Annotated in this window: 24 protein-coding genes; 14 read left to right on the top strand and 10 right to left on the bottom strand. The window is 64.6% G+C overall.

Annotated features, from left to right (window positions below):
* The first annotated feature begins 1 nt into the window (after window position 1).
* The 4 genes from lysS to ACUY2Y_RS08190 all read left to right on the top strand — a co-directional run bounded on the left by lysS (window position 2) and on the right by ACUY2Y_RS08190 (window position 5,067).
* Window positions 2-1,540 carry a lysine--tRNA ligase gene (lysS, locus tag ACUY2Y_RS08205; RefSeq protein ID WP_448325618.1) on the top strand — a complete coding sequence of 513 codons (1,539 nt, stop codon included), beginning with the start codon at window positions 2-4 and terminating at the stop codon, window positions 1,538-1,540.
* A gap of 92 nt (window positions 1,541-1,632) precedes the next feature.
* Window positions 1,633-2,100 carry an NINE protein gene (locus ACUY2Y_RS08200; RefSeq protein ID WP_448325617.1) on the top strand — a complete coding sequence of 156 codons (468 nt, stop codon included), beginning with the start codon at window positions 1,633-1,635 and terminating at the stop codon, window positions 2,098-2,100.
* 109 nt (window positions 2,101-2,209) lie between these two features.
* Window positions 2,210-3,904, top strand: coding sequence for a phosphoenolpyruvate--protein phosphotransferase (gene ptsP, locus ACUY2Y_RS08195; protein WP_448325615.1), 1,695 nt, complete (start codon window positions 2,210-2,212; stop codon window positions 3,902-3,904).
* A 92-nt stretch (window positions 3,905-3,996) separates the two neighbouring features.
* Entirely contained in the window at window positions 3,997-5,067 is a 1,071-nt protein-coding gene (locus ACUY2Y_RS08190; RefSeq protein WP_448325613.1) for an HNH endonuclease signature motif containing protein, read from the top strand.
* A gap of 144 nt (window positions 5,068-5,211) precedes the next feature.
* Here the strand turns inward: ACUY2Y_RS08190 and ACUY2Y_RS08185 are convergent, their stop codons facing one another.
* Entirely contained in the window at window positions 5,212-5,745 is a 534-nt protein-coding gene (locus tag ACUY2Y_RS08185) for a hypothetical protein (protein ID WP_448325611.1), read from the bottom strand.
* 140 nt (window positions 5,746-5,885) lie between these two features.
* Window positions 5,886-6,875, bottom strand: a complete 990-nt coding sequence (argF, locus tag ACUY2Y_RS08180) for an ornithine carbamoyltransferase (protein WP_448325609.1) — start codon at window positions 6,873-6,875, stop codon at window positions 5,886-5,888.
* Window positions 6,876-7,081: 206 nt separating this feature from the next.
* On the opposite strand from argF, the gene ACUY2Y_RS08175 reads away from it, so the two are divergent.
* Entirely contained in the window at window positions 7,082-9,910 is a 2,829-nt protein-coding gene (locus ACUY2Y_RS08175; RefSeq protein WP_448325608.1) for an ATP-dependent Clp protease ATP-binding subunit, read from the top strand.
* Window positions 9,911-9,958: 48 nt separating this feature from the next.
* Here ACUY2Y_RS08175 and ACUY2Y_RS08170 read toward each other — a convergent pair whose 3' ends face one another.
* Window positions 9,959-11,275 carry an alpha/beta fold hydrolase gene (locus tag ACUY2Y_RS08170; protein ID WP_448325606.1) on the bottom strand — a complete coding sequence of 439 codons (1,317 nt, stop codon included), beginning with the start codon at window positions 11,273-11,275 and terminating at the stop codon, window positions 9,959-9,961.
* Between the two features lie 37 nt (window positions 11,276-11,312).
* Entirely contained in the window at window positions 11,313-12,752 is a 1,440-nt protein-coding gene (locus ACUY2Y_RS08165) for a lipase family protein (RefSeq protein WP_448325604.1), read from the bottom strand.
* A gap of 93 nt (window positions 12,753-12,845) precedes the next feature.
* On the opposite strand from ACUY2Y_RS08165, the gene ACUY2Y_RS08160 reads away from it, so the two are divergent.
* A complete protein-coding gene (locus tag ACUY2Y_RS08160; RefSeq protein ID WP_210574312.1) occupies window positions 12,846-13,016 on the top strand; it encodes a DUF4236 domain-containing protein in 171 nt (56 codons plus the stop codon).
* A gap of 34 nt (window positions 13,017-13,050) precedes the next feature.
* On the opposite strand, the gene ACUY2Y_RS08155 is transcribed toward ACUY2Y_RS08160, so the two are convergent.
* Complete coding sequence (locus tag ACUY2Y_RS08155; protein WP_448325602.1) at window positions 13,051-13,935, bottom strand: A/G-specific adenine glycosylase; 885 nt, start codon at window positions 13,933-13,935, stop codon at window positions 13,051-13,053.
* A gap of 22 nt (window positions 13,936-13,957) precedes the next feature.
* On the opposite strand from ACUY2Y_RS08155, the gene ACUY2Y_RS08150 reads away from it, so the two are divergent.
* Together ACUY2Y_RS08150 and ACUY2Y_RS08145 are read left to right on the top strand one after the other, a co-directional pair.
* The gene (locus tag ACUY2Y_RS08150) at window positions 13,958-14,572 is read left to right on the top strand and encodes a carbonic anhydrase (protein WP_448325601.1); all 615 of its coding nucleotides are present in this window, start codon (window positions 13,958-13,960) and stop codon (window positions 14,570-14,572) included.
* Window positions 14,573-14,581: 9 nt separating this feature from the next.
* On the top strand, window positions 14,582-15,451 hold the full coding sequence (locus tag ACUY2Y_RS08145) for a hypothetical protein (protein ID WP_448325600.1): 870 nt from the start codon (window positions 14,582-14,584) through the stop codon (window positions 15,449-15,451).
* Window positions 15,452-15,485: 34 nt separating this feature from the next.
* On the opposite strand, the gene disA is transcribed toward ACUY2Y_RS08145, so the two are convergent.
* Genes disA through ACUY2Y_RS08130 form a run of 3 tightly spaced genes read right to left on the bottom strand, consistent with a single transcriptional unit; the run spans window position 15,486 to window position 18,559 of the window.
* Window positions 15,486-16,526 (bottom strand): DNA integrity scanning diadenylate cyclase DisA, encoded by a 1,041-nt coding sequence (gene disA / locus ACUY2Y_RS08140; RefSeq protein WP_448325599.1) that lies wholly within the window; start codon window positions 16,524-16,526, stop codon window positions 15,486-15,488.
* Between the two features lie 12 nt (window positions 16,527-16,538).
* Window positions 16,539-17,963, bottom strand: coding sequence for a DNA repair protein RadA (gene radA / locus ACUY2Y_RS08135; protein ID WP_448325598.1), 1,425 nt, complete (start codon window positions 17,961-17,963; stop codon window positions 16,539-16,541).
* 29 nt (window positions 17,964-17,992) lie between these two features.
* Window positions 17,993-18,559, bottom strand: coding sequence for a hypothetical protein (locus ACUY2Y_RS08130; RefSeq protein WP_448325596.1), 567 nt, complete (start codon window positions 18,557-18,559; stop codon window positions 17,993-17,995).
* 240 nt (window positions 18,560-18,799) lie between these two features.
* On the opposite strand from ACUY2Y_RS08130, the gene ACUY2Y_RS08125 reads away from it, so the two are divergent.
* Entirely contained in the window at window positions 18,800-19,393 is a 594-nt protein-coding gene (locus ACUY2Y_RS08125; protein ID WP_210574324.1) for a CarD family transcriptional regulator, read from the top strand.
* Window positions 19,377-20,165: a 2-C-methyl-D-erythritol 4-phosphate cytidylyltransferase gene (gene ispD / locus ACUY2Y_RS08120; RefSeq protein WP_448325594.1), complete on the top strand. Its 789-nt coding sequence runs from the start codon at window positions 19,377-19,379 to the stop codon at window positions 20,163-20,165. Before ACUY2Y_RS08125 ends, ispD begins: the two co-directional genes overlap by 17 nt.
* 70 nt (window positions 20,166-20,235) lie before the next feature.
* On the opposite strand, the gene ACUY2Y_RS08115 is transcribed toward ispD, so the two are convergent.
* Together ACUY2Y_RS08115 and ACUY2Y_RS08110 are read right to left on the bottom strand one after the other, a co-directional pair.
* The gene (locus ACUY2Y_RS08115) at window positions 20,236-20,967 is read right to left on the bottom strand and encodes a Fic/DOC family protein (protein ID WP_448325593.1); all 732 of its coding nucleotides are present in this window, start codon (window positions 20,965-20,967) and stop codon (window positions 20,236-20,238) included.
* Window positions 20,968-20,970: 3 nt separating this feature from the next.
* On the bottom strand, window positions 20,971-21,234 hold the full coding sequence (locus tag ACUY2Y_RS08110) for an antitoxin VbhA family protein (RefSeq protein ID WP_448325591.1): 264 nt from the start codon (window positions 21,232-21,234) through the stop codon (window positions 20,971-20,973).
* An 86-nt stretch (window positions 21,235-21,320) separates the two neighbouring features.
* On the opposite strand from ACUY2Y_RS08110, the gene ispF reads away from it, so the two are divergent.
* From ispF to ACUY2Y_RS08090, 4 genes are all read left to right on the top strand, one after another.
* Window positions 21,321-21,803 (top strand): 2-C-methyl-D-erythritol 2,4-cyclodiphosphate synthase, encoded by a 483-nt coding sequence (gene ispF / locus ACUY2Y_RS08105; RefSeq protein ID WP_448325589.1) that lies wholly within the window; start codon window positions 21,321-21,323, stop codon window positions 21,801-21,803.
* 74 nt (window positions 21,804-21,877) lie between these two features.
* Window positions 21,878-23,128 (top strand): hypothetical protein, encoded by a 1,251-nt coding sequence (locus tag ACUY2Y_RS08100; RefSeq protein ID WP_448325588.1) that lies wholly within the window; start codon window positions 21,878-21,880, stop codon window positions 23,126-23,128.
* Window positions 23,129-23,154: 26 nt separating this feature from the next.
* Window positions 23,155-23,712 carry a hypothetical protein gene (locus ACUY2Y_RS08095; RefSeq protein ID WP_448325587.1) on the top strand — a complete coding sequence of 186 codons (558 nt, stop codon included), beginning with the start codon at window positions 23,155-23,157 and terminating at the stop codon, window positions 23,710-23,712.
* Entirely contained in the window at window positions 23,713-24,303 is a 591-nt protein-coding gene (locus ACUY2Y_RS08090) for a hypothetical protein (RefSeq protein WP_448325585.1), read from the top strand.
* Window positions 24,304-24,306: the final 3 nt, after the last annotated feature.

Raw genomic sequence — 24,306 nt, 5'->3', positions numbered from 1 at the left:
CGTGACTACCCAGGACCTTTCAGAGCAGCAACAGATCCGCCGCGCAAAGCGCGAAAAACTCCTCGAGCAGGGCAAGGACGCGTACCCGGTGGAGGTGGACCGGACGACGTCGTTAAGCGAATTGCGCGAGAAATACTCTGTCGTTGAATCTGGCGCTGACGGGGTGACCACCCTGGAAGCTGGCCAGGAGACGCAGGACGAGGTCGCGGTCGCAGGCCGCATCATGTTCCAGCGCAACACAGGCAAGCTGTGCTTTGCGACGCTTCAAGAAGGCGACGGCACCCAACTCCAGGTCATGCTCTCCCTGGCTGAAGTCGGCGAAGAAGCTCTCGCTGACTGGAAGTCCGACACCGACTTGGGCGATATCGTCTCCGTGCGCGGCCGCGTCATCGCGTCTAAGCGCGGCGAGCTGTCCGTCATGGCGAAGTCCTGGCACATGGCCTCCAAGGCGCTGCGGCCGCTGCCCGTCGCGTTCGCCGACATGAACGAAGAGCAGCGTGTGCGCTACCGCTACACCGACCTCATTATGCGCGAGGACGCCCGTAGGAACGCGCTGACCCGCATCAAGGTGATTGCCGCGCTGCGCAAGTACCTCACGGGCCTGGACTTCGTCGAGGTGGAAACCCCGATGCTGCAGACCCTCCACGGCGGTGCCGCCGCGCGCCCGTTCGAGACGCACTCCAACGCCCTCGACATCGACCTGTTCCTGCGCATCGCGCCCGAGCTCTATCTCAAGCGCTGCGTCGTCGGCGGCCTCGAGCGCGTCTTCGAGATCAACCGCAACTTCCGCAACGAAGGCGTCGATTCCTCCCACAGCCCGGAATTCACCATGATGGAGACCTACCAGGCATGGGGCACCTACAAAGAGGGCGCCGAAACCATCAAGGGCGCCGTCCAGTTCTGCGCCCAGGAAGTCTTCGGGTCCACCACCGTCACGCTTGCCGACGGCACCTCCTACGACCTCGGCGGCGAATGGAAAGTCATGGAGATGTACCCGTCCCTCAATGAAGCGCTGGCGCGCAAATTCCCCGGCCAGCCCGAGGTGACCATCGACTCCACCGTCGACGAACTCAAGGCCATCGCCGCCGAAATCGGCCTCAAGGTGCCTGAAAACGCCGGCTGGGGCCACGGCAAACTCGTCGAGGAGATCTGGGAAGAGCTCTGCTCCGACCAGCTCTACGAACCGACCTTCGTGATCAACTTCCCCGTTGAGACCTCCCCGCTCACCCGCGACCACCGTGAAAAGCCGCGCGTGACCGAGAAGTGGGACCTCTACGTCCGCGGCTTCGAGTTGGCCACCGGCTACTCCGAGCTCGTCGACCCGGTCATCCAGCGCGAACGCTTCGAAGACCAAGCCCGCCTCGCCGCGGACGGCGACGACGAAGCCATGGTCCTCGACGAAGACTTCCTCGCCGCCATGGAACAGGGCATGCCGCCCACAGCCGGCACAGGCATGGGCATCGACCGCCTGCTCATGGCCCTGACCGGCCTCGGCATCCGCGAGACCGTTCTCTTCCCGATGGTGCGCCCCGAAGCGTAGCCGCGCAAAAAACATTCCCGCGACCTCGCATTTTTCCTGGCTGCACGATACAGTCTGACTTGTTATTCGAATAGTCGAAAGGACCCACTTCGATGAGCACTTCCTGGCAGGGCAACTCCTACGGCCAGCAGTACGACGGGGACGGCATGCCCGTGAATAATTCCGGTGCAGGTTCCAGCAACTACTACGCGGCGTTTGCACAGCCGGGTCAGCAGCCTGTCCAGCAGCCGCAGCAGCCGGCAGCGGTGCCGGCTCAGTACGCACAGCCGCAGCCGTACAATCAGTACCCGCCGATGATGAACCCGCCGAAGAGTAAGGCCGTTGCGGCTTTGTTGTTCTTCTTCCTGGGCGGTTTCGGTGCCGGTAACTTCTACTTGGGACAGAACAACCTGGGTGTCACGAAGCTGATACTGATGTTCTTTGGTTTCATCACGTCGTTCTTCATCATCGGCCTTTTTGTGATGATGGCGGTCGGCTTGTGGGCGCTGGTGGAGATGATCATGGTGCTCACCGGTGGCGGCGGCTACGACCGTGACGCGAACGGCGTGCCGCTGCAGTAGCTGCAGTCACCACGTTTGAGGACCTGGGCGCTCCTAGCTGAGCGGTGCCCAGGTCTTTTTGTTTGGGCGTAGGCTCGATGGCTAGCTACGTCCACGGAAAGGTTCGCGAATGACTGACAGGGTGGTTTTCCACGGCATCGGTGTCTCGTCGGGGATAGCGTCAGGGCCTGCGGTGGTGGTCGCGTCGGCGGTGGGAATCGACCTGGATGAGCCGGCATCGGCGGACGCGGAGGTCGACGGGCAGCGTGTGCGCGAAGCGCTCGACCAGGTCGCTGCCGGGTTGTCGGAGAGTGCGGCGCATGCAGAGGGCGACGCCAAGGAGATCCTCGAAGCCACCGCCGCATTGGCGAAGGACCGCGGCCTGATCAAGAGCATCGACAAGGAGCTGAAGAACGGCAAAGGCGTCACGGCTGCTGTGCACGCCGCCGTGGAGGTCTACGCGAAGAAGCTGCGCAAGATCGGCGGCTACATGGCCGAGCGTGTGACCGACCTCTACGACATTCGCGATCGCACGACGGCGCGTCTCCGCGGACTGCCGGAGCCCGGCATTCCCGATCTCACGGAGCCCAGCATCATCGTCGCGCACGATCTCGCGCCTGCGGAAACGGCGACGCTCGACCGCAGCAAAGTCCTGGGCATCGTCACGGAAGCGGGCGGCGCGACGTCGCACACGGCGATTCTCGCAGCGCAGCTCGACATTCCAGCCGTCGTCAAGGTCGAAGGAATCACCGAGTCGCTTATCGACGCCACCCCCCTCGCCCTCGATTCCTCCCTCTCCCTCGTCATCCTCGCGCCGACCCCTGAAGACATCGCGGAACTTGAAAAGCGCTTCCGTCGCCGCGCACAAGCCCTCGCCGGTTCTGCCGGTCCGGGTACCACCAAGGACGGTCATCCGGTGAAGCTGCTGGCCAATATCGGCACCGCCGCTGATGCCGTCTCCGCCGCCGACTTGGATCTGGAAGGTTCCGGGCTGTTCCGCACTGAGTTTCTCTTCCTGGGACGCGAGGAAGCACCCACCGTCGAGGAGCAGACAGCGACATACACCGCTGTCCTGGAAGCATTCGGTGACCGTCGCGTTGTCGTCCGCACCCTTGACGCGGGTGCCGACAAGCCGCTTGCCTTCGCCGACCTCGGCCCTGAGAAAAACCCGGCCCTCGGCAAGCGCGGCGTTCGCCTGACCCAGGTCCGGGAAGACCTCATGGACAACCAGCTCGTTGCCCTCGCCGCTGCACAGAAAGCTGTTCCGTCGTCCGACCTGTGGGTCATGGCTCCGATGGTGGGGACGAGGGAGGAGGTCGAGTGGTTCGTCGATAGGTGCCGTTCTGTTGGCTTGCAGAGAGCCGGAATAATGGTGGAAACCCCCGCCGCGGCAATCCGCTCCGCTGATTTGCTCGCGCTTGCCGACTTCGCCTCCATCGGCACCAACGACCTCTCCCAGTACACAATGGCCGCCGACCGACTGCAGGGCGACCTCGCCTCGCTACTGTCCCCGTGGCAGCCCGCCGTTCTCTCCATGATCCGCGAGACGTGCCGCGGCGGCGGCGCGACCGGCAGCGATATCGGCGTGTGCGGTGAAGCCGGCGGCGACCCGCTGCTCGCCCTTGTCCTCGTAGGCCTCGGCGTGTCGTCGTTGTCCATGGCTCCGTCGAAGGTTCCCGCCGTCCGCGTTGCCCTCGCGCTTCACGACCTCGCCACCTGCCGCGAAATCGCCTCCCGAGCCCTCGCCGCCACCACCGCCGATGCCGCTCGCGCCGGTGCCCTTGAACTCGCGGACCCAGTTGTCCGCGACCTTTTCGCCCGTTAGCACCCCCTTGTGACCTGCTTGTTTAGGCGATGTCTACTGAAGTAGACATTGTTTGGTGGATTGCGGGTTGCGGGGCGTTTAACGTTTGTGCTGTGAACGATTTTGACGCGTTTCTAACAACACTCGGCAGTCCGATGGACATCCTGGCCGGTTTCGACCGCCAGGCTGCTCAGGCTGCTGGCGTCAAACCCACCACGTATATCGAGTGGGAAAAAGCCCACGAGACCTACTTCGGCACCACCCGCTCCACCCGCAAGCAAACCCAGGCAGTGCGCATCGCCCGTGAGACGGGGAAGTCGTTGGACCAGATCTTGTTCATCGAACAGCAAGTCCGTCCGTTGGGCTCGGAGAAGGAGAAGTGGAAGATCCGCCTGGCGTTGTTGTCGGTGCGTGGGAACTATGAGACGTTGAAGCGCCGCGCCAAAGACATCGTTCCTGAGGTGGACACACCTGCCCCTGAATCATCGGTCCGGTTCGGTAAGGAGCGGAAAGGTAAGCGCACTTTTAGTGCTACTGGTGATGCGAGTGATATCGCCGCTCTTGAGTACGCGCTGCGCCGAAAACTCGACGCTAATCGTCCTGAGGGTCCGCAGATGTATGAGGCATTCCACGACCTGCTGCACAAGGATGGTGCTGTTGCTGATGCTGTTCCACGCCCGCTGGTGCAGATCCCGCTGGCGGATTGCATCTCGATCCTCGGCGGCGAAGGTGATGACACCATCCTGGGGTTGTCTGATGGCACGACGATGACTGGTGCGGAGTACCTCACTCGGTTCCACGGGTCCGACTTGGAAGTCGCACTGTTCCACCCGCAGGCAGGTCCGGTGAACCTGTACAGCACGAAACGGTTCGCTAATAAGAAACAACGCGACCTTGCCCGGGCAACACTGACGACGTGTCCTGTGCCGGATTGTCGGCATGCTGCTGATAACTGCGAAGTCCACCACATTGAACCCTGGTCCCGCGGTGGACAGACGAATATGAGCAACTTGTCGGTGTTGTGCAGGTATCACAACCGGACCAACGATGATGACCCCGGCAGACACAGCAGGGGTCGAATACAGGTGCGTGATGGGACACCGATATGGGTTTCACCGCGCGGAACACCAGTACCAAACCGGACACACCAATACGGTGCGATGCACCTGTTGTTCGGGAAATAGCGAAAAGGCCGCAGACACAGTCTGATCACGCTCATCGCGTGAGTCAGGCATGTCCACGGCCAGTTCGGCGCGCCCGAAAAACTAGCGCATGAGGTCGCGGCCGTACAAGTGCGCCCGAAGGCCGACCCGAGGATCACTGTTGGTTCAACTCGGAGGCCTTGGGGCCGGCGGGGCTTGGTTTGAGCTCTGATTCGTGATTCGGGCTGGAGTCTCGGCCGGGAAGTTGTCCGCGTCCTGGGTGAGGCGGAGCTTGCGGGGGAGTTTCCCTTTCTTCCACAGGGCATACCCGATGATTCGGCGCAGCAGGAGCGAAAGACCCACCACCGCGAAAACGGTGGAGAAGAGGGCAAGGAGGGAGGAAGACCCGCCGGCACGCAATTCGATCACGATCGGCAGGACGATTCCGGCGACGATGAACGCCACGTCTCCCACGAAGTTCGTCACGCGCAGAAAAAGCAGCGGAAATGACAGCATGAAGACGAACAACAGGGCCACCACCAACGGCACGAAGACAAAATAGGAGTCGAATCCTGCGTCAGTCCCGGTGCCCGAGGTGTCCTCAACTACGGCCGCGATGAGATAAACAAGCGCGACGATCTCCAGCAGGGGCACGATGAGTGCCGGGTAATCCCATAGCCGGGGGACCTGGCGAGCCTTGGGCGGGCGCGAGTTCGTCATGCCTAGAAAGTCTAGATACCTCACCGCGGCTGCGCCGAGCTGAAACTTGGCGGATTCAGCCGGGGCGAGCTGGAGCGATTGCTGTCGGGTGCGCGGTGCAGAATTGGGCGCCCCGCAGCCGAGCCGACGTGGGCAAACGGCTACGAGAGCGTCGCGTACATGATGGCCTTGATGGTGTGCATGCGGTTTTCGGCTTCGTTGAAGACCTTTGACTGGGGGGATTCGAAGACGTCGTTGGTGACTTCCATTTCGGTGATGCCAAATTTTTGGGCGATATCAGCGCCGATTTCGGTGTTGGTGTCGTGGTAGGACGGCAGGCAGTGCATGAAGATGGCGTCGGGGGAGGCTTTGGCCATGACGGCGGAGGTGACGCGGTAGGGCTCGAGAAGCCGGATGCGTTCTTCCCAGATGTCGTCGGGTTCGCCCATGGAGACCCAGATGTCGGTGTAGACGACGTGGGCGCCGGTGACAGCTTCGTCGACGTTATCGGTGAGGGTGATGGGGGCGGAGGTGGGGAGGGCAGAGCAGGCGTCGATAAGCTCTTGCTCTGGCATTTGCTCCTTCGGGCCGCACGCGACGAAATGGATGCCGAGTTTGGCGCAGACGACCATGAGGGAATTGGCGACGTTGTTGCGCGCGTCGCCCATGTAGACGAGCTTGAGGCCGCGCAGACCTTGCGGGAAATTCTCCTCGATGGTGAGCATGTCGGCGATCATTTGGGTGGGGTGGAATTCCGTGGTCAGGCCGTTCCAGACGGGGACGCCGGCGTTTTCGGCGAGCTCCTCGACGATCTCTTGACCGAAACCGCGGTATTCGATGCCGTCGAACATGCGGCCCAAAACGCGCGCGGTGTCGGCGATGGATTCCTTCTTGCCCATCTGCGACGACCCGGGTTCGAGGTACGTGACGCCCATGCCGAGGTCGTGACCAGCGACTTCGAACGAGCAGCGTGTGCGCGTCGACGTTTTCTCGAAGAGAAGCACGATATTTTTGCCCTCGAGGTAGCGGTGCGGCGTGCCGGCGAGCTTGAGGTTCTTGAACTGCCGCGACAGGTCGATGAGATACCGGATTTCATCGGGCGTGAAATCGAGCAGCTTCAGAAAATTGCGGCCGGACAGACTGATAGGCATTGGGTAGCTCCTTTTCGTTTCCATCCAATTTACGCATTTCGCTTAACGACGCCCACCCCCCGTTCGCTACCAGCGAACAGCCCCAGGAGCTGCTGTTTTACGGTGTTTTTCTGATTTGTCCTTTCGAGGCGGGATTGCCTCGTGTACGTGCGCGTTATGGTGGGTGGAACTTAAATTTAGAGACTTAGCCAAAAAGGGGTTGCCACATGTTCGAGCGGTTTACTGACCGTGCACGTCGAGTGATCGTGCTGGCCCAGCAGGAAGCTCGCGACCTGAACCACAATTACATCGGCACCGAGCACATTCTGCTCGGTCTGATTCAGGAGGGCGAGGGCGTTGCTGCCAAGGCTCTAGAGTCGATGGGGATCAACCTCGAGGACGTGCGCCGCGAGGTCATCGACATTATCGGCCGCGGTTCGCAGCCGCACACGGGTCACGTGCCGTTCACGCCGCGCGCGAAGAAGGTGCTGGAGCTCGCTCTGCGCGAAGGACTGCAGATGGGTCACAAGTACATCGGCACCGAATTCCTGCTGCTCGGCCTGATCCGCGAAGGTGAGGGTGTTGCTGCTCAGGTGCTGATCAAGCTCGGCGCGGATCTGCCGCGTGTGCGCCAGCAGGTCATCCAGCTGCTCTCGGGTTACGAGGGCGGCGACGGCCAGAATCCCGAGGTCGCCGAAGGCCAGGGCAGCGGCCCGAGCCTTGCCGGTGCCGGTTCTAGCCAGGGCGGCATGGGCGGCCCGCGCGGTGGCGGCGGCGAGCGTTCCAACTCGCTCGTGCTCGACCAGTTCGGCCGCAACCTGACCGCCGCGGCGAAGGAAGGCAAGCTCGACCCGGTCGTGGGGCGCGACAAGGAGATCGAGCGCATCATGCAGGTTCTCTCGCGCCGCACCAAGAACAACCCGGTGCTGATCGGCGAGCCCGGCGTGGGCAAGACCGCTGTCGTCGAGGGCTTGGCGTTGGACATCGCCAACGGCAAGGTCCCGGAGACGCTGAAGGACAAGCAGGTCTACTCGCTCGACCTGGGCTCCCTCGTCGCCGGTTCCCGTTACCGCGGCGACTTCGAGGAGCGCCTGAAGAAGGTGCTCAAGGAGATCAACCAGCGCGGCGACATCATCCTGTTCATCGACGAGATCCACACCCTCGTCGGTGCCGGCGCTGCCGAGGGCGCCATCGACGCGGCTTCCCTACTGAAGCCGAAGCTGGCCCGCGGCGAGCTCCAGACCATCGGTGCGACCACGCTCGACGAGTACCGCAAGCACATCGAGAAGGACGCCGCCCTCGAGCGCCGCTTCCAGCCCGTGCAGGTCGACGAGCCGAGCATCGACGACACCATCTTGATCCTCAAGGGTTTGCGCGATCGCTACGAGGCGCACCACCGCGTGTCCTACACCGACGACGCGCTGGCTGCTGCCGCGAACCTGTCCGACCGCTACATCAACGATCGCTTCCTGCCGGACAAGGCCGTCGACCTTCTCGACGAGGCCGGTGCCCGCATGCGCATCAAGCGCATGACCGCGCCGAAGGGCCTGCGCGATGTCGACGACCGCATCGCCGACGTCCGCAAGGAAAAGGAAGCGGCGATCGACGCCCAGGACTTCGAGAAGGCTGCTGGCCTGCGCGACACCGAGCGCAAGCTGGGCGAAGAGCGCGCCGAGAAGGAGAAGCAGTGGCGCTCCGGCGAGCTCGAGGACATCGCCGAGGTCGGCGAGGAGCAGATCGCCGACGTGCTGGCCCACTGGACCGGCATTCCGGTGTTCAAGCTCACCGAGTCCGAGTCGTCGCGCCTGCTCAACATGGAAGAAGAGCTGCACAAGCGCATCATCGGCCAGGACGACGCAGTCAAGGCGGTCTCCCGCGCCATCCGCCGCACCCGCGCCGGTCTGAAGGATCCGCGTCGCCCGTCCGGCTCGTTCATCTTCGCCGGTCCGTCCGGTGTGGGTAAGACCGAGCTGTCGAAGGCGCTCGCGGAGTTCCTCTTCGGCGAAGAGGACGCCCTCATCCAGGTCGACATGGGCGAATTCCACGACCGCTTCACCGCCTCCCGCCTGTTCGGCGCGCCTCCGGGGTACGTCGGCTACGAGGAGGGCGGCCAGCTCACCGAGAAGGTGCGTCGCAAGCCGTTCTCCGTCGTGCTTTTCGACGAGATCGAGAAGGCCCACAAGGAGATCTACAACACCCTGTTGCAGGTGCTCGAAGAAGGCCGGCTTACCGACGGCCAGGGTCGCAATGTCGACTTCAAGAACACCGTGTTGATCTTCACCTCCAACCTGGGCACCTCCGACATCTCGAAGGCTGTCGGAATCGGCTTCACCGGCGACAGCTCCACGGATGCCGACGCCCAGTACGAGCGCATGAAGAATAAGGTTCACGACGAGCTGAAGAAGCACTTCCGCCCCGAGTTCTTGAACCGTATCGACGAGATCGTCGTCTTCCACCAGCTCACCCAGGAGCAGATCGTGGAGATGGTCGAGCTGCTCACGCAGCGCCTCGAGAAGAACCTCGCTGCCCAGGACATGGGCATCGAGCTTTCCGACGCCGCCAAGAACCTCCTCGCCGCCCGCGGCTTCGACCCCGTTCTCGGCGCCCGCCCGCTCCGCCGCACCCTGCAGCGCGAAATCGAGGATGTTCTCTCCGAAAAGATCCTCTTCGGCGAGATCGGTGCCGGCGAGATCATCGAGGTCGACGTCACGAACTGGGACGGCAAGACCGACAGCCCGCGTGACTACGAGAAGGCCGAGTTCACCTTCAGCCCGAAGCCGAAGCCTCTGCCTGAGGAGACCTTCGGTGACCTCGACGAGGACGATGTCCGCGACATCGCCCCAGAGGACGGCCAGGAGGACGTGCAGATTCGCGCGACCACTCCGCCGGAATCCACGGACCCGGAGAACGGCCCTGACGCTTCTGGCAGCGACTCCGTCGTTGACGCCGACGCCGACGCCGATGCCGATGCCGACACCGGCGGCGCAGCAGGCACAGACACGCTTGAGCCCCCGCGCGGAGACGAGAGCGACGGCGACGACGGCGAGAAAGCCTAAGCTCTAGCTACGGCGCCCTGCGCACCCGAATCTCGGGTGTGCGGGGCGTTAGTCGTTGAAGCGCTCGTTCATCCAGCGGATGACTTCGCCGGATTGAGTGATCGCGGGGGCGACGTGGCCGAGGCCGGCGCGGGAGGAGGCGTCGGAAAGCGGAATGCTCAGGAAGGTGACGGGGGAGCCGAGGGAGCGGTAGTCGTCGGCAAGCTGTTTGCCCTGGTCGTACGGGACGACGTTGTCTTGCGGCGATTGCGCGATGAGGATTGGAGCTTTGACGGGCACGGTGCCGAGGCGGTTGAGGCGAAGGGTGCGGAGGATGCGGTCGTCGGAAAGCGCGAGCTCGTCCAGTGACGGCGCATCCGGCGCGAGGTCCTCGATCGACGCAGACGAACCCGCGGTCTCAGCGACACAGCTCGCCGCGACAGCCGTGAGATAGCGATTCGCCGCGGCCGTCGTGTGCGCGCCGACCGCCTCCCGGAACTCCGGGTACGAATACGCGTAACTGGCGATCACCATGGCCATCACCGGCTCCAACGTCGCCGGATTACCCTGCTTGAGCATCGTCTCCGGATTCGCCGGCGGCGCGCCCGCGAAAACCCCCACGAGGTGAAGATCCGGCGCGTACTCCGGCTGCAACTCACCAGCTGCCGCTACCGCCCCGCCGCCCTGGCTGTAGCCGTAGAAAAAGACCTTCTCGTCCGGTTCCGCCGCCGCGCGCGCCGCGTCGATGACCGCATGCCCCTGGTCGATCCTGTTCAGATACGTGTGGACTCCCGGCGTACCCAACCCGATGTAATCCGTGACGACGACCTGATACCCCTCGTCCGCCAACCTCTGCGCCACCGGCGCTTCGTAGTTGACGTTCACGGAGGAGCCATCCACGCCGACCAGCATTGATGAGCCTGCCGACGGCGCGCACTGGTCACCCATTCCCCGCGTTCCCGGAGCCAGCACCACTGTGCCCTTGCGCGTGTTCTCGCCGCGCGACTTCGCCGGGTAAATCGCACCCGAGACCGGGACGATCTGACCGCGTTCATTGGTGGACGTGTAGAGAATCCGCTCGTTGCGCGAGCTGCCGACGCGCTCACGTGCCACCAGCTTGCCCGGCTCGTCAGGAAGTGGCTGGTTTGTTTTCAGGGTGGTGGAGCTCAGCTCGGAAGAGCCCTTAGAAGAGCCGCTGCTGCTCGCTGAACTGAGTGTTTCCCCGAGCGCTGAGCTTAAGGGGCCGAACCAAGGCGCGGTGGAACTGGAACTCAGACCCGAAGATTGCGCATGAGCTTCCGGTGCGTCGAGGACGCAGGTGCTGGCAAGGCAGATTGCGATTGCGGCGGGGATGGTGCGGAAAACAGAAGGGGAGAAGCGGGGCATGATCGAAAACCTCAGTTCGGTGGAGTGTTCAGTGGGGTCAGAAAGTGCCGCAGTTGGATTGGGTGGGGACGCCGTCGAAACGGTCTGCCATCCATTTCATGGAGGGAGCCAGATGGGAATAGATGCCGACGCCGTGGTTGACAGCAGTCTTGATGCCGGGGGTGAGGGGAGGAAGGGCACTGTCATAGAAAGTGACGTCGGCGCCGAGAGAGCAGTGATCGCGGGCGAGTTGGGCGACTTGGTCGGAGGGGACGACATCGTCGTGACCTGCAGTAGAAATCATGATGGGGGAGGAGGGGGAGGTGCGGCCGAGCTTTTGGGCGTCGATAAGCGTGCTCATTTCGGAGTTCGTCGTCACTGCTTCGCTGAGCTTCTGCCCGCTCGCCGTGAATGCGCGTGAGTCGCGCAAACCCCAACGGACGGCACTATCCGCAATGCACGTATCGGCCGTGGAAGCCAGGAATTCGCGGCCGCGATCCGTGAACAGCGGCGCGAGCGATTCCTTAAGTCCCGGGTAACGGTCCTGCCAGCCGTTCAGCGCGTAGCCCATGACCGCGGAAATCGTGGAATCGTCGACGCCGTGCATCGACTTCAGCAGATCCGCCGGCGGCGCGCCCGCGAACGTCCCCTTCACGTCCAGCTCCGGCGCGTAGCTCGCCGCCTGTTCGGCTGCCGACGCCGCAGCCCCGCCACCCTGCGAGTACCCCCAGAAACCGACCGGCCCGCCGTTCGGTAGGGCAGCGCGAGCGGCATCGAGCATGGCGTGGCCTTCTTCCTCGTGGAGCATGTACGTGTGCGCGCCCGGCGTGCCGAGGCCGATGTAATCAGTGACCACCACCCGCATACCCAGCAGCGCCGCCGCGTGATAACTCGGCAGCTCATAGTTCGTGCCGAGCGAACCGGTCTGAAGATTGACCTGCCCCATCATCCAGGTTCCCCGCGATGGGGCGCACGCATCGCCGATTCCGCGGGTGCCTGGGCCGAACACCACAGTCGGGCGAGGTCCCTTACCGCGCCATGGGTTCGCCGGCTCCATGATCACGCCGCTGACCGGGACGATATCGCCGTGCACCGTCGTGGAGGTGTAGAGAATGCGCTTCGCGTGGCCGTAGAATTCCGGGCCCAGGATATTCAGCAGGTGCGGCGCGGGCTGGGTTCGCAGGATCTTGCCCGGGCGGTCGAGCTGATCGGCCGGAACCGGGTCGTCGTAAAACGCGTCGTAGCCGTGGACCGGGTCGCCGCCCGGCGTCGTGGCGGCGTGGTGGATGCCGTCGCGGATCTCCTCGACAGTTTGCGCGCTTGCCGACGCCGGCGTGACGACCCCAGCCACAGTGACGGTGGTTATCGCGGCGGTGATGGCAGTGGCGAAGGCGGTAGCGGTAGCGGTGGCGAGGGCAGTTGCAGCCGAACGCAGCGAACGGGGAAAGGTGCAGGAAAAGTGGGCTGCGGGGGAGCGTCGATAAGAGGTGTGGGGCATGCGTTGAATGTTAAGCGAAGTTTTGCGACCTTACGTGTTTTAGAAAGAAAAGTAGGGAGCGCGGTGCGTCGCGTCGCCGTAGAATGAACCGCTATGGGTCTGCTGTACAGGGATAAGAAGAAGGTCGGCAAGAATTCGTGGATCAACGTGTCCAAATCGGGGGCGTCGATGTCGACCAAAATGGGGCCGATGACGGTGAATTCGCGCGGCGGCTTGTGGATCAACCTGCCCGGCGGTCTGACGTACCGCGGGCGCTGGAAGTAGCGCGCGGCAGCCGAGCCGACCTGCGGGCTTAGCGCTAGGGGAGGCGGAATCGCCCGTCGGCGTCTTGGGCTGCGAGGCCGTCCTCAAGGAGCGAGTAGAGGGCGCGTGAACGTTGAGCGTCGTCGGGCCAGACGACGTCGATGGATGATTGGGGAACGGGTGCGTCGGCGTCGCGGAGCACCTTCATGATCTTGCCGCGGACCTGCCGGTCGGTGCCCTCGAATTTTTGGACTTTACGACGAGCCAGCTCTTCCTCTGTCGGCGCCGGGTAGCCGGCCGCGACCCAGGCGCAGTCGTCGAGGAGTGGGCAGGTGTCGCACGCGGGGTTGGTCGCGGTGCAGACGAGGGCGCCGAGTTCCATGAGGCCGGCGGAGAAGACGGCGGAGTCGGCTTCGGCGGCAGAGTCAGACGCAGCCCCGGGCAGCAGCTCCGCAACCCACGCGAGCTCGGCTTTTTGCGGCCGAGCAAGCGGGCGGCCGAGGACGGCGCGGGCGTAGACGCGGCGGACGTTGGTGTCGACGACGGGGACGGCTTTCCCGTAGGCGAAGGCGGCGACGGCGCGGGCTGTGTAGTCGCCGATGCCGGGTAGCGCGAGCAAGGAATCGACGGATCGGGGGACGGCACCGTCCCAGGCGTCGATAAGCGTTTGTGCGCATTCTTTGAGGCGGAGCGCGCGGCGCGGGTAGCCGAGGGTGCCCCATGCGCGGAGGACCTCGTCGGTGGGGGCGGCGGCGAGGTCGGCGGGCGTGGGCCAGCGGGCGATCCATTCTTCCCAGATGGGTGCGACGCGGGCGACGGGGGTTTGGTGGCTCATCACTTCGGACAGCAGGATGCCCCATGGGGTGGTGCCGGGGCGTCGCCAGGGCAGGTCGCGGGCGTTGTCGCGGTACCAGGCGGTGACTTTCGCGGGATCAATCACAATGCATGCAACAATAGTGGCTATGCCTTTCAGGAAGATTCCGCGGGATGCGTGGGCGCACCTTGAAGCGGGTAACGCGAGGTTCGCCAGCGAGCGCCCGGAGCACCCAAACACCAACGCTTATCGACGCGCCGAGCTCCGCTCCGGCCAAGCCCCCTTCGCCGCCGTACTGGCGTGCTCGGATTCGCGGGTGCCCGTTGAGATGCTTTTCGACGTCGGCTTGGGCGACCTTTTCGTCATCCGCACCGCCGGTGGCTGTGTCGACGCGGCAGTGACTGGTTCGCTGGAGTATGCGGTGAAGTCGCTGGGTGTGTCGCTTATCGTGGTGCTGAGCCACGAGAGCTGTGGTGCGATCGGTGCCGCCGCGTCGTCGTTTGAGGAGGGGGATTTGCCGGCGGATCTGACGCGTGTGTTCGTCGAGAAGATCGCCCCGAGTGTTCTTGCCGCTAAGCGCGCGGGTCGCGACGACCGCGCCGGGATCGAGGAAGTCCACGCCGAAGTCACCGCCGAGCACATCATGGCCCGCATCCCAACCCTGGAGAGCAAGGTCGCTGAGGGCAGACTCGGTGTCGTCGCCGCAAGATACAGGCTCGAAGATGGCCGCGTCACAAGCGTTCAGGAGCATTTCGAGGGTTAGGATCACGGTGTGACACACCAACCGCCCCGCCGACCTGACCGCTCCGACTTCGGCTCCAGCCGTGCTGACCGTGCCGACCGTGCAGACCGTGCTGAACGCGCCAGCCACGCTGACGCTAGGCCGCTGCCACAGGAGATCTACACCCGGCGACGCGTCGCCGCAGTCGCGGTGATTCTCGCTGTCGCGGCACTCGTGGTGTGGGCGCTGACGGCGTTCGCTCGCTCCGGCGGAGATGACGAAGCTCCGGAAACCCCGGCCCCTGTGTCGTCGACGTTGGTGACCACCCCGACTGAGCCGAACCCCGAAGGCTCCGACGCCGCGAGCAGCGAAACCGACGCGACCGCAGCCGAGACGACCAGCACCGACGCGAACGCGAAGTCGAGCGATGCTGCCGCGACGGAAGACGGAGAGCCGAGCAAGGGCGCGTCCGAGACTGACAAGCCCGATGCCGAGGCGCTCGCCGCGAAGAAGACATGCGAGCTTGAAGATCTCCAGCTGACCACCGAACTGAACAAGACGGCGTTTGCGCAGGATGATTCCGCGGACAACCGGAAATTCAGCGTCCTGATCCACAACCCGACGGGTGGTGACTGCGTCATCGACACGGACGACAACCAGCTCCGCTTCGCGGCGTTCTCAATCGCCCGCGAGGGGTACCAGCAGATCTGGAGCGACACCGACTGCAACAAGCCGATGATCACCGGCGAGCAAGTCTTCCCGGCGGGCGAGACGAGGAAGTTCACGGCGGCGTGGTCGGGGCTGGATTCGGCACCCGAGCGTTGCGACGCACGCCAGCCCGCCGCCCCCGGCGCCTACGCCGCCGTCGGCTTCCTGGGAGAGAACAGCTCCGCGCCGGTGACTTTCAACGTCACGGGCTAACGGAACCGCAGCTCGGCAGGGCTGCGAGCAACAGCTAGGTGAAGCGCCGCAGCCCTTCCACGATGTGCCGCGCCCACAGCGGCGAGACATTCTCGGCCGCGGCGATCTCGTCGGCGTCGGCGGCGCGAATGGCATCCAGGTCGCCTAGCTCGGCGACGATGCGGTCGATGAGGAATTTCTGCACGCGCGGGATACGGGACAGCGCGCGGTAGCCGCGTGGGGTGACATCCTCCATGAGGTTCTCTTCGGTGGCCGGCAGCCCCAGAATGCTGGCGAGTGCGGGGGTGTTCAGCAGTTCGGAGTCGGGGAGGGCGTCGAGGGCGTCGATGGTGTCGTCGATAAGCGAATTGCTTGGGGCCCCGTCGGCGACGACGTAATCGCACACCAGCATGGCAATGTCGTGGTAAATATTGCCGCGCAGCTCGATGAGCTGGAGGCGCAGTTGGCGCGCATCGGTGCCGAGCTCGAGGATCTGGTCGTCGACGTCGCGCGCCGCGCGGTGCAGCAGAAGCTGGCGTTGGAGAAGGTGCAGGACGTCCTCGACCGTGGCGTAGCGGTTCACCTCGGCGACGTTGAGGCGCTGGTTGGCTTTGTCGACGCGGGAGCGGTACTGCTCCACAGTCGCGATGGCCTGGCGGGCGCGCGTCATCATCACGCCGGGTTCTTCGATCGCGTGGCGCTTGCCGTCGGCGTACACCGTGACGATGCTCATCGACGCCGACACGGACACCACCGGCACCCCTGTGTGCAGCGCCGTGCGCTCGGCCGCGCGGTGGCGGGTGCCCGTTTCCGATGTCGGGAAGGTCGGCGACGGCACCAGCTGCACGTTCGCGCGTGTGATGCGGGTTACGTCGTCGGACAAAATGACGGCGCCGTCCATCTTCGCTAGCTCGCGCAGCAGCGTCGGCGTGAATGGCACGTCGAATTCGATACCGCCGTCGCATACCTCTGCGACTTCTGGGCCGTCGCCAAGCACGATGAGCGCGCCCGTGCGGCCGCGTTTGATGCGCTCAAGCCCGTCACGCAGCTGCGTCCCGGGCGCGAGACGCTGGAGCGTTTCTCGCATGAAGGTCATAAGCAACGCAGTCTAGTTGCGCTTATCGACGCACGCGATTGCCTCCCCCAGCGTTCCCACCTCCGCGATTCGCATGCCGGGGACATCGAGTGCGCCTTGGCCGCTGCCCGCGGGGACGATGGCGCGTTTGTAGCCCAGGCGCGCTGCTTCCGTGAGCCGGCGCTCGAGGTTGGGGACGCGCCGCAGCTCCCCCGCGAGGCCGACCTCTCCGATGACGACGGTTTTCGGCGGCAGCGGCTGGTTGTGCAGGCTCGACCAGGTCGCGAGGGCTACAGCGAGGTCTGTTGCGGTTTCCGTGATGCGCATGCCGCCGACGGTGGCGACGTATGCGTCCTTGTCGTTCGTCCGCTCCCCGCACCGTGCTTGGAGGACGGCGAGGACCATGGGAACGCGGTTGAAATCGAGGCCCGTGACGACGCGGCGCGGTGACTTGTTCACCGGGTCGACCGTGAGCGCCTGGACTTCGGCGAGGATGGGGCGCACGCCGTCCATCGCGACGGTGACCGCCGACCCGTCGGGAGTTTGCCCGCGGTGGGAGAGGAATAGTCCGGAGGGGTCGGAGACTTCGCGGATGCCATCGGCGGTCTGCTCGAAGCAGCCGACCTCATCGGTGGCGCCGAAGCGGTTCTTCATGCCGCGCAGCATCCGTAGGCTGGTTTGGCGGTCGCCTTCGAAGGTGAGGACGACGTCGACAAGATGCTCCAGCACCCGCGGCCCCGCGACGTTGCCGTCCTTCGTCACATGGCCGACGAGAAGAATCGGGAGGTTGGTCGTCTTCGCCAAGGTCGTCAGGGCTGCGGTCACCGCGCGCGATTGCGCGACGCCGCCCGCGACACCCTCGACACCGGGCGCCTGCATCGTTTGCACGGAGTCGACAATGAGCAAGCTTGGCTTAACGACGCCCACGTGCCCCATCACCACATCCAAGTTCGACTCCGAAGCCAGATAGAGGTTGTCGTGGAGTCCACCTGTGCGCTCAGCTCGGCCGCGGACTTGCGCCGCGGATTCCTCGGCGGTGACGTAGAGCGCGGTGCGACCGGATGCGGAGTCGGAGGAGTCGGCGGTGTCGGCGGAGTCGGATGTGGTGTCGGCGGCAGCCCAGCGACTGGCTACCTCGAGCAGCAGCGTGGATTTTCCGACACCGGGCTCACCGGAGAGGAGAACCACTGACCCGGGGACAACGCCGCCACCGAGGACGCGGTCGAGCTCGGAGATGCCGGAGGGGCGTCGATAAGCGGCGTGAGCTGCGATTTTCGTGATCGGCTGAGCGGCGCTCGTGGGCGTAAGACCTGTCGACGAGGGGCGCGCAGCAGACGTGGAAGGCGCGTTGGCTTGCTCTTGGAGCGTGCCCCAGGCACCGCATTCAGGGCAGCGGCCGAGCCATTTCGGCGACGAGTAGCCGCACTCGGAACACGTGTGGACGGTGCGTTTCTTCATCGCGTGCCCGTGCGGGGGCGCTGGAGGGTTTAGTGCTCAGCTTCCGGCTGACGGTGGGACTCGCCGGACTTGGCGGTCGGCGCCGAGATGGTCGCCAGCGTCTCAATTTTTCCGGAGTCGAACGTGAACGTGACCGGCAGGTTGCCGCCGTACGCGAAATCCTCGTTGTCGAGCTCGGTCTCGACGTACTGGATCTTGTCCATGTCAGCTTCCGGCATGTTGCGCAGGCCGTCCGCGGAATCGCCGACGATCACGGTGTTGTACGGCATCACGTCCACGGAGCCGAGCTCCACGGACTGGCCGTCGACCTCCACGGACTGCAGCTTGTGCTCGCGCATGTCGTAGTCCTGGTTGGTGGCGGTGAATTTGAGGGCGGCCTGGCCCGTTTCGTCGAGAAGCACGGTCACGTCGCGGACGGCGACGGAACCGTCCTCGGTCTGGGCGCTGGCACCGTTGACTGCCGCGACCTGAGAAGAGGTCTGGGTGATCTGGCCTGCCGAGCAAGCAGCGAGCAGCAAAGCGGATGCGGCAGCGACCGAAACGGCGCCACCGCGGCGTGCGACCGACTTCAGGGACTTCACGTCGATGTCCTCCATAGAGAGTTCTTTAAGGCGTATCAACGATTCACTTTAGCCTTTCGGCAGCCCCGATACACAGTTTGGGGACCGCGCGGAGATGCGCCCCACGCCAAAACGGGGGTCATCCGGGGGTATCCGGGCGCAAGGGGCGGGAAGGCGAAGGGGGAGCGCAGCCGGGCGCGACGGTGGCCGGGCGGCGGGAAGATCGCAGGTGCTAGAATCGTCACGTTGCTTTGAACCCCCGAAAGAGGAGACTTCATGGATTTCACAGTCGGAGAAGTGGTCGTCTACCCGCACCACGGTGCGGCCCGTATCGCCGACATTGAAAAGCGTGAGATGGGCGGGGAGGAGCTCGACTTCCTGGTCCTGAATATCTTGCAGTCTGATCTTTCGGTGCGTGTGCCGGTGAAGAACGCGGAGCTGGTGGGTGTCCGCGACGTGGTGGGGGAAGATGGCCTGCGGAAGGTCTTCTCGGTGCTGCGTGAGACGGACGTGGAGGAGGCCGGCAACTGGTCCCGCCGCTACAAGGCGAATCAGGAGCGTTTGGCATCGGGCGATATCAATAAGGTCGCTGAGGTGGTGCGCGATCTGTGGCGCCGTGACCAGGGCAAGGGTTTGTCGGCGGGCGAGAAGCGCATGTTGGGCAAGGCGCGCCAGATCCTGGTGGGTGAGTTGGCGCTGGCGGAGCCGGTGGATGAGAAGAAGGCCGACGGCATGGAGAAGGAAATCCAGTCGGTGATTGCGCGGCATGTGGAGCAGGGGCTCGTCGATAAGCCGCGCGATGATTTCGATCCTGAGGATGACGTCGATTTGGACGACCTCAGCTTCGACGACGATGACAGCGAGGACTAGCTCCCCGGTTGTCGCGCTTGTCGCGGCCGCGGGGCGCGGCACGAGGCTCGGCGCGGAGATCCCGAAGGCGTATGTGCAGCTGCGCGGACGTTCGCTGCTGGAGCGCTCGGTCACGGCGATGGAGACATCGGAGATCGTCGACCAGATCGGGGTGATTGTCAGCCCGGACATGGAGCCGCTCGCGCGCAGGCTGCTGCGCGGCCACGACGTCCAGTTCATCCACGGCGCGGGGGAACGCGCGGACTCCGTGTGGGAAGGGCTTAAAGCACTTTCGCTTATCGACGCCACCGTGCTCATCCACGACGCCGCCCGCGCCCTGACCCCGCCCGGAATGATCGCCCGCGTGGCACGCGCGGTCTTAGACGGGGCTCCGGCGGTCGTGCCAGTTGTGCCGGTCGCGGACACCATCAAGCGCGTTTCCGACGACGGCGCGACGGTTCTCGGCACGCCCGACCGCGCCACCCTGCGCGCTGTTCAGACGCCGCAGGGTTTCGACCTAGCCACGTTGCGCGCCGCGAACGAGAAGTATTTCTCGCAGGTCGGCTCGGCTGCGGCGGGCGCAACCTCGGCAGCTCCCGCAGCTTCCGCGGCCGGGCACCCCGGTTTCACTGCCACCGACGACGCGAGCCTCATGGAGTGGTTCGGCGTCCCCGTGACGACGGTGCAGGGCGACCCGATGGCGTTCAAGATCACCACCCCGATCGACCTCGTGCTGGCCGAGCGCATCACGGAGGAGGCGGAGCCGACGGTCTTCGACGTCCCGGACAGCTAGCGTCCCGGGCAGCTAGTCGCGAGCCCCGAGCATTGCGACAGAAAGTCGCGGGGGAGCAATATTGTGCCGATCATTTATTCCACGGTTGGCCGGGGTAGGCGCGTTTGTGCGCCATCATCGCCCGGAAGATGTCGGCCGCGGCACGTGGTTCCCGTTCACCTGCGGTGTCCGCGAGCGTGCCCGCTGCGATTTCGTCCATCGGCGCGACTCCGGGCAGCAGGACCTCGGCGAGGAAAGAGGAGTCTGCTGTGGCCGCCCCGACATAGCGTGCAGCGTGGACTTCATTCGCGTCGATTGCGGTCCAGTCGACACCCCAACCTGCCGAGCGCAGGAGCTGGTCGAAAAAGAAGCGCTGCGTCCGCGAATTCCCGTCGCGGAAAGGATGGACGAGAGTGAGTTCGCACCAGTGGTCGGCGACTGTCGAAACAGCGCCCAGTAGGTTGGTCGCATCACCGGCGTGAGTGGTGTTTCGGAATTCCTCGGCTCCTGAGGCCGGTGGTGTGCGCCGAGCAATGTCGCGCATGACGCGGTCGAGCTCCTGGTCGACGAATTGTGCGCGGCACATCGGCAGCCCCATCGCACCGACTTCTACGGTGCGGATCTGGCCGGCCCAGGGGTAGATGTCTTGGAGAAGATACCGGTGTACCCAGCATAGGTCGGCACGGGTGAAGGTTGTGAGGGGTTCGCCGTGTTCGAGTTCGAATAAGCGGAGGGCGGCGAGTTCGCCAGCGATCTCGTCGAGAGCGCGAGGATCCGAGATGCCGAAGTAGTTTTCTGGCGCTGAGCTCGCCTGATGCGCCATGCCCTATGTGCTGGCAGCGATTCGGCGGCGAAGCTCACGGGCCCGTGGCGTGTCCCCGAGACCGTGGGCTTCGAGAACGTGGAGGACTGCTTGGTCCCCAGAGAGTTCGCCGCGGAGGATTCGCCGGCCTTGGCGTTCAGCGCCGGGGGACAAGGGCTGTCCGGCCATGGTCATGGAAGCATCCACGGCGGCCACCTTCTGGTCTTCGGTGCGATGGTCGTCGGTGCTGCGACCGAAAGCACGACGGTGAGCGTGCGAGTCCTTCACAGGGGTGGCCTCCTTCCTGCGGCAGGTTCGCAGTTGCAAGTAGTGGCCATTCTAGCAGGCTGGAATGCCTAGTAGAGTCGGGGAGCATGACAGATTTGCGCGTCGGAACTGCGTTTGATGCCCACCAGATCGAGGAGGGCAAGCCGTGCTGGATCGCGGGCCTGCTCTTTAAGGACACACCGGGGTGCGAGGGGCACTCGGACGGCGATGTGGTGTCCCACGCGATCGTGGATGCGGTGCTGTCGGCGGCGGGCCTCGGGGACCTGGGCAGCTTCGTGGGTGTGGGCCGCCCGGAATATGAGGGAGTGACGGGGGCGCACCTGCTCAAGGAGCTGCGGACCAAGCTCGAAGCGGAGGGCGTCGAGGTGGTGAATGTGTCGGCTCAGCTGATCGCGCAGACTCCGAAGATGGGGCCCGTGCGCGAGGAGGCGGAGCGGGTGCTGTCGGAGGCGCTCGGCGCGCCGGTGTCCGTGAGCGCGACGACGACGGACCACATGGGCTTCACTGGCTCCGGCGAGGGGCGGGCGGCGGTGGCGACAGCGCTGGTGGAACGAAAGTACCTTCTTTAGGAACTTAAGTCTCCTACCTGCTGTTTAAGGTTCCGTACAGCGAACGCCAGGGTTATGTTGAGGTCATGCGAAAAATGACCATACGGGCCCTGGCGGCCGTGGCGGTGATGGCCGCTGCTACGGCGCAGGCGCCATGTGCCGCGGCTGTACCCGCGATGCCGCAGGGGTACCCGATCGAGAATCTGGACACGAAGTGTGAATCCGGCGTTACCCCGGAGTGGCGGTACGGCGAAACCGCGAGGCGCTATTTGGCGGACGGGACATTCCAGTTCACCAACCGCACCGACCAGACCGTGCCGTACACCGCGACGGTGGAGACAGGCACGAACCACAAGATCGAAGCCAATTCGAAGGCGACTCTCCCGAACGGCTGGGATACCACGGCGAAGGCGGATATCGGCCTGAAGGAATCCAACGGCTGGATCGAGGGCGAGACTTTCGGTCCGATCAAGCTCGGCCCCGGCGAGTCCTTCCGCGTGGACTACGGGGTGCTGGAGAAGGACTTCATCTCGATGTTCGTCACCTGCGACAACGGTGTGCTCCGGAACGGGCCCGGCGCGAACGTGATCCGCGGTACCGGTCCGGCGGAGCGCTACGCGTTCGCGTACATCATCAAGGCGGACGGTTCTGTGTCCAATCTGGCGATGGAGATCCCGTCCCGGGCTGAGGGTGCGAATTCGAAGCCGGCGGGCGACACGTACACGGCGACGTCGGGCCCGAGCTTGGAGAAGATCGCCAGCGAGCGGGACTCGGTGGTCAAGCCCGACGCCAGCTTCCGCCGTGACACTAACTGGCCGACCCTCGGCCAGCAGGCGAAAGGCGGCGACAAGTCGTATTACCCGTACGACATCGAGGCGGTGGCGCCGACGTACCGGAAGCCCGGCTACTCCCAGGACTTCCTGAACTGGTCGAAGGGCGACTACACCTTCCGCCCCGTGACGGACTACGTCGTCGGAGCAGAGAACAACCAGTACCTGAACTGGATGGGCGAGGACGGCCGGTTGCCGGCTGGCTGGCTCACCTCCGTCGGTGCGGTCAAGCGCGCCTACATGCCCGTGGGCACCGCTTTGAAGCCGATCGACTTGAAGCCCGGCGAGCGTGTCCGCGTCGAGTACGGCACCACGATGACCCGGATCAACTACCGGGAGATCTCCGCCGGCCGCGACGGGAAATACTCCCGGGTCACGTCCCACCCCCAGTCCAGCGCCCCGAGCGGGTTCTGGGCCGAGGCGACGGTGACGAGCCCGGACGGCACTAAACGCACGGTCGATGTCACACCGGACGAGTACCGGAATCTTCCCGTGCCGACCCAGACCTACCTCTAAACACAATTCAAGAAAAGGAACCCACCATGAAACGCATCATCGCCGCTATCACCGCTGTGACCCTCGCCTTCGCTCCGGCGGCTAACGCGCTTCCGCAGCGCGACTTCGACGCCACCAACCCGACCACCATCGGTGAGCGTTGCACGAACCCGGGCGACCGCGGCCAGACCGTCAAGATCGTCCGCAGCTACTTCGACGGCTCGGCGGGCACGTGGACGGTGTCCAACTACAACGACGAGCCGCTTCCGCTGACCCGCTCCATCAAGGAAACCAAGACGAAGACGTGGAACGTCACCGCCGGCCTCAGCTTCGATGTGGCCAAGCTGATCCAGTTCACCTTCTCCACCAGCTACACCACTGCGCAGGCGTACGAGGTCGGCGAGCAGGTGGGTCCGTACAACGTCGCGCCGGGCAAGACTGCCGTGATGCAGGCCGGCTGGATCGTCTCTGATTTCGAGGGGCAGGAGACGGTGTGCGGCTCCGATAACACGTGGCAGGCGACAGGCAAGACGTTCACGGCGACGATGCCGAAGGAGCGCCATGTCCGCGTGAGCACCCGCGACAACATGGACTGGGGCGAGTAAATGAGGAAGCTTGCAGCGGCCCTTGCGGGCGCCGCCATTGTGCTGCCGTGCGTTCTGGTACCGGGAGTGCAGGCTGGGGCAGCCGCTTTGCCCAGCGCCGCCGAGTTCGAGCTCCCGCAACGCTGGAACGACGACTTGGCGCCGGGCAGCCACTGCGCCACCCCGGGGCAGACCGACACGTATGTCGAGGCCACGAGGCGCTGGTTCAAGCAGACCGATGCCGCGAGCGTGAGCAACGACACTGACGGCCCGGTGCCTGTTTCCCAGAACGTGAAGGAAAAGCGGGTGGAAACCCTCGAGGTGTCGGGCACGTTCACGCCGAAGGGCGACCTGGTCAAAAATGTCTCCCGCGCGTACGGCTGGAAATACGTCCACGAGGCCAGTTGGACGCTCAACCAGAAGGTCGGTCCGTACACGTTGCCCGCCGGCACGCAGGGGCGCCTGGTGTGGGGATTCACCATGCTCGACGGCGACGCCCAAGATGTGAGGTGTTCGGAGGATCAGGTGTGGGAGGCCGTCGATAAGCGTTATGCGTTCAGCGTTCCTGAGGCGCGCTATGCGGAACTCAAGGTGGATTCCGCGGAACTGTAGACT

The organism is Corynebacterium sp. 20-84 (assembly GCF_053479455.1).
The sequence above is the reverse complement of the archived record's forward strand: the minus strand, read 5'-3'. Positions and strand labels throughout refer to the sequence as shown.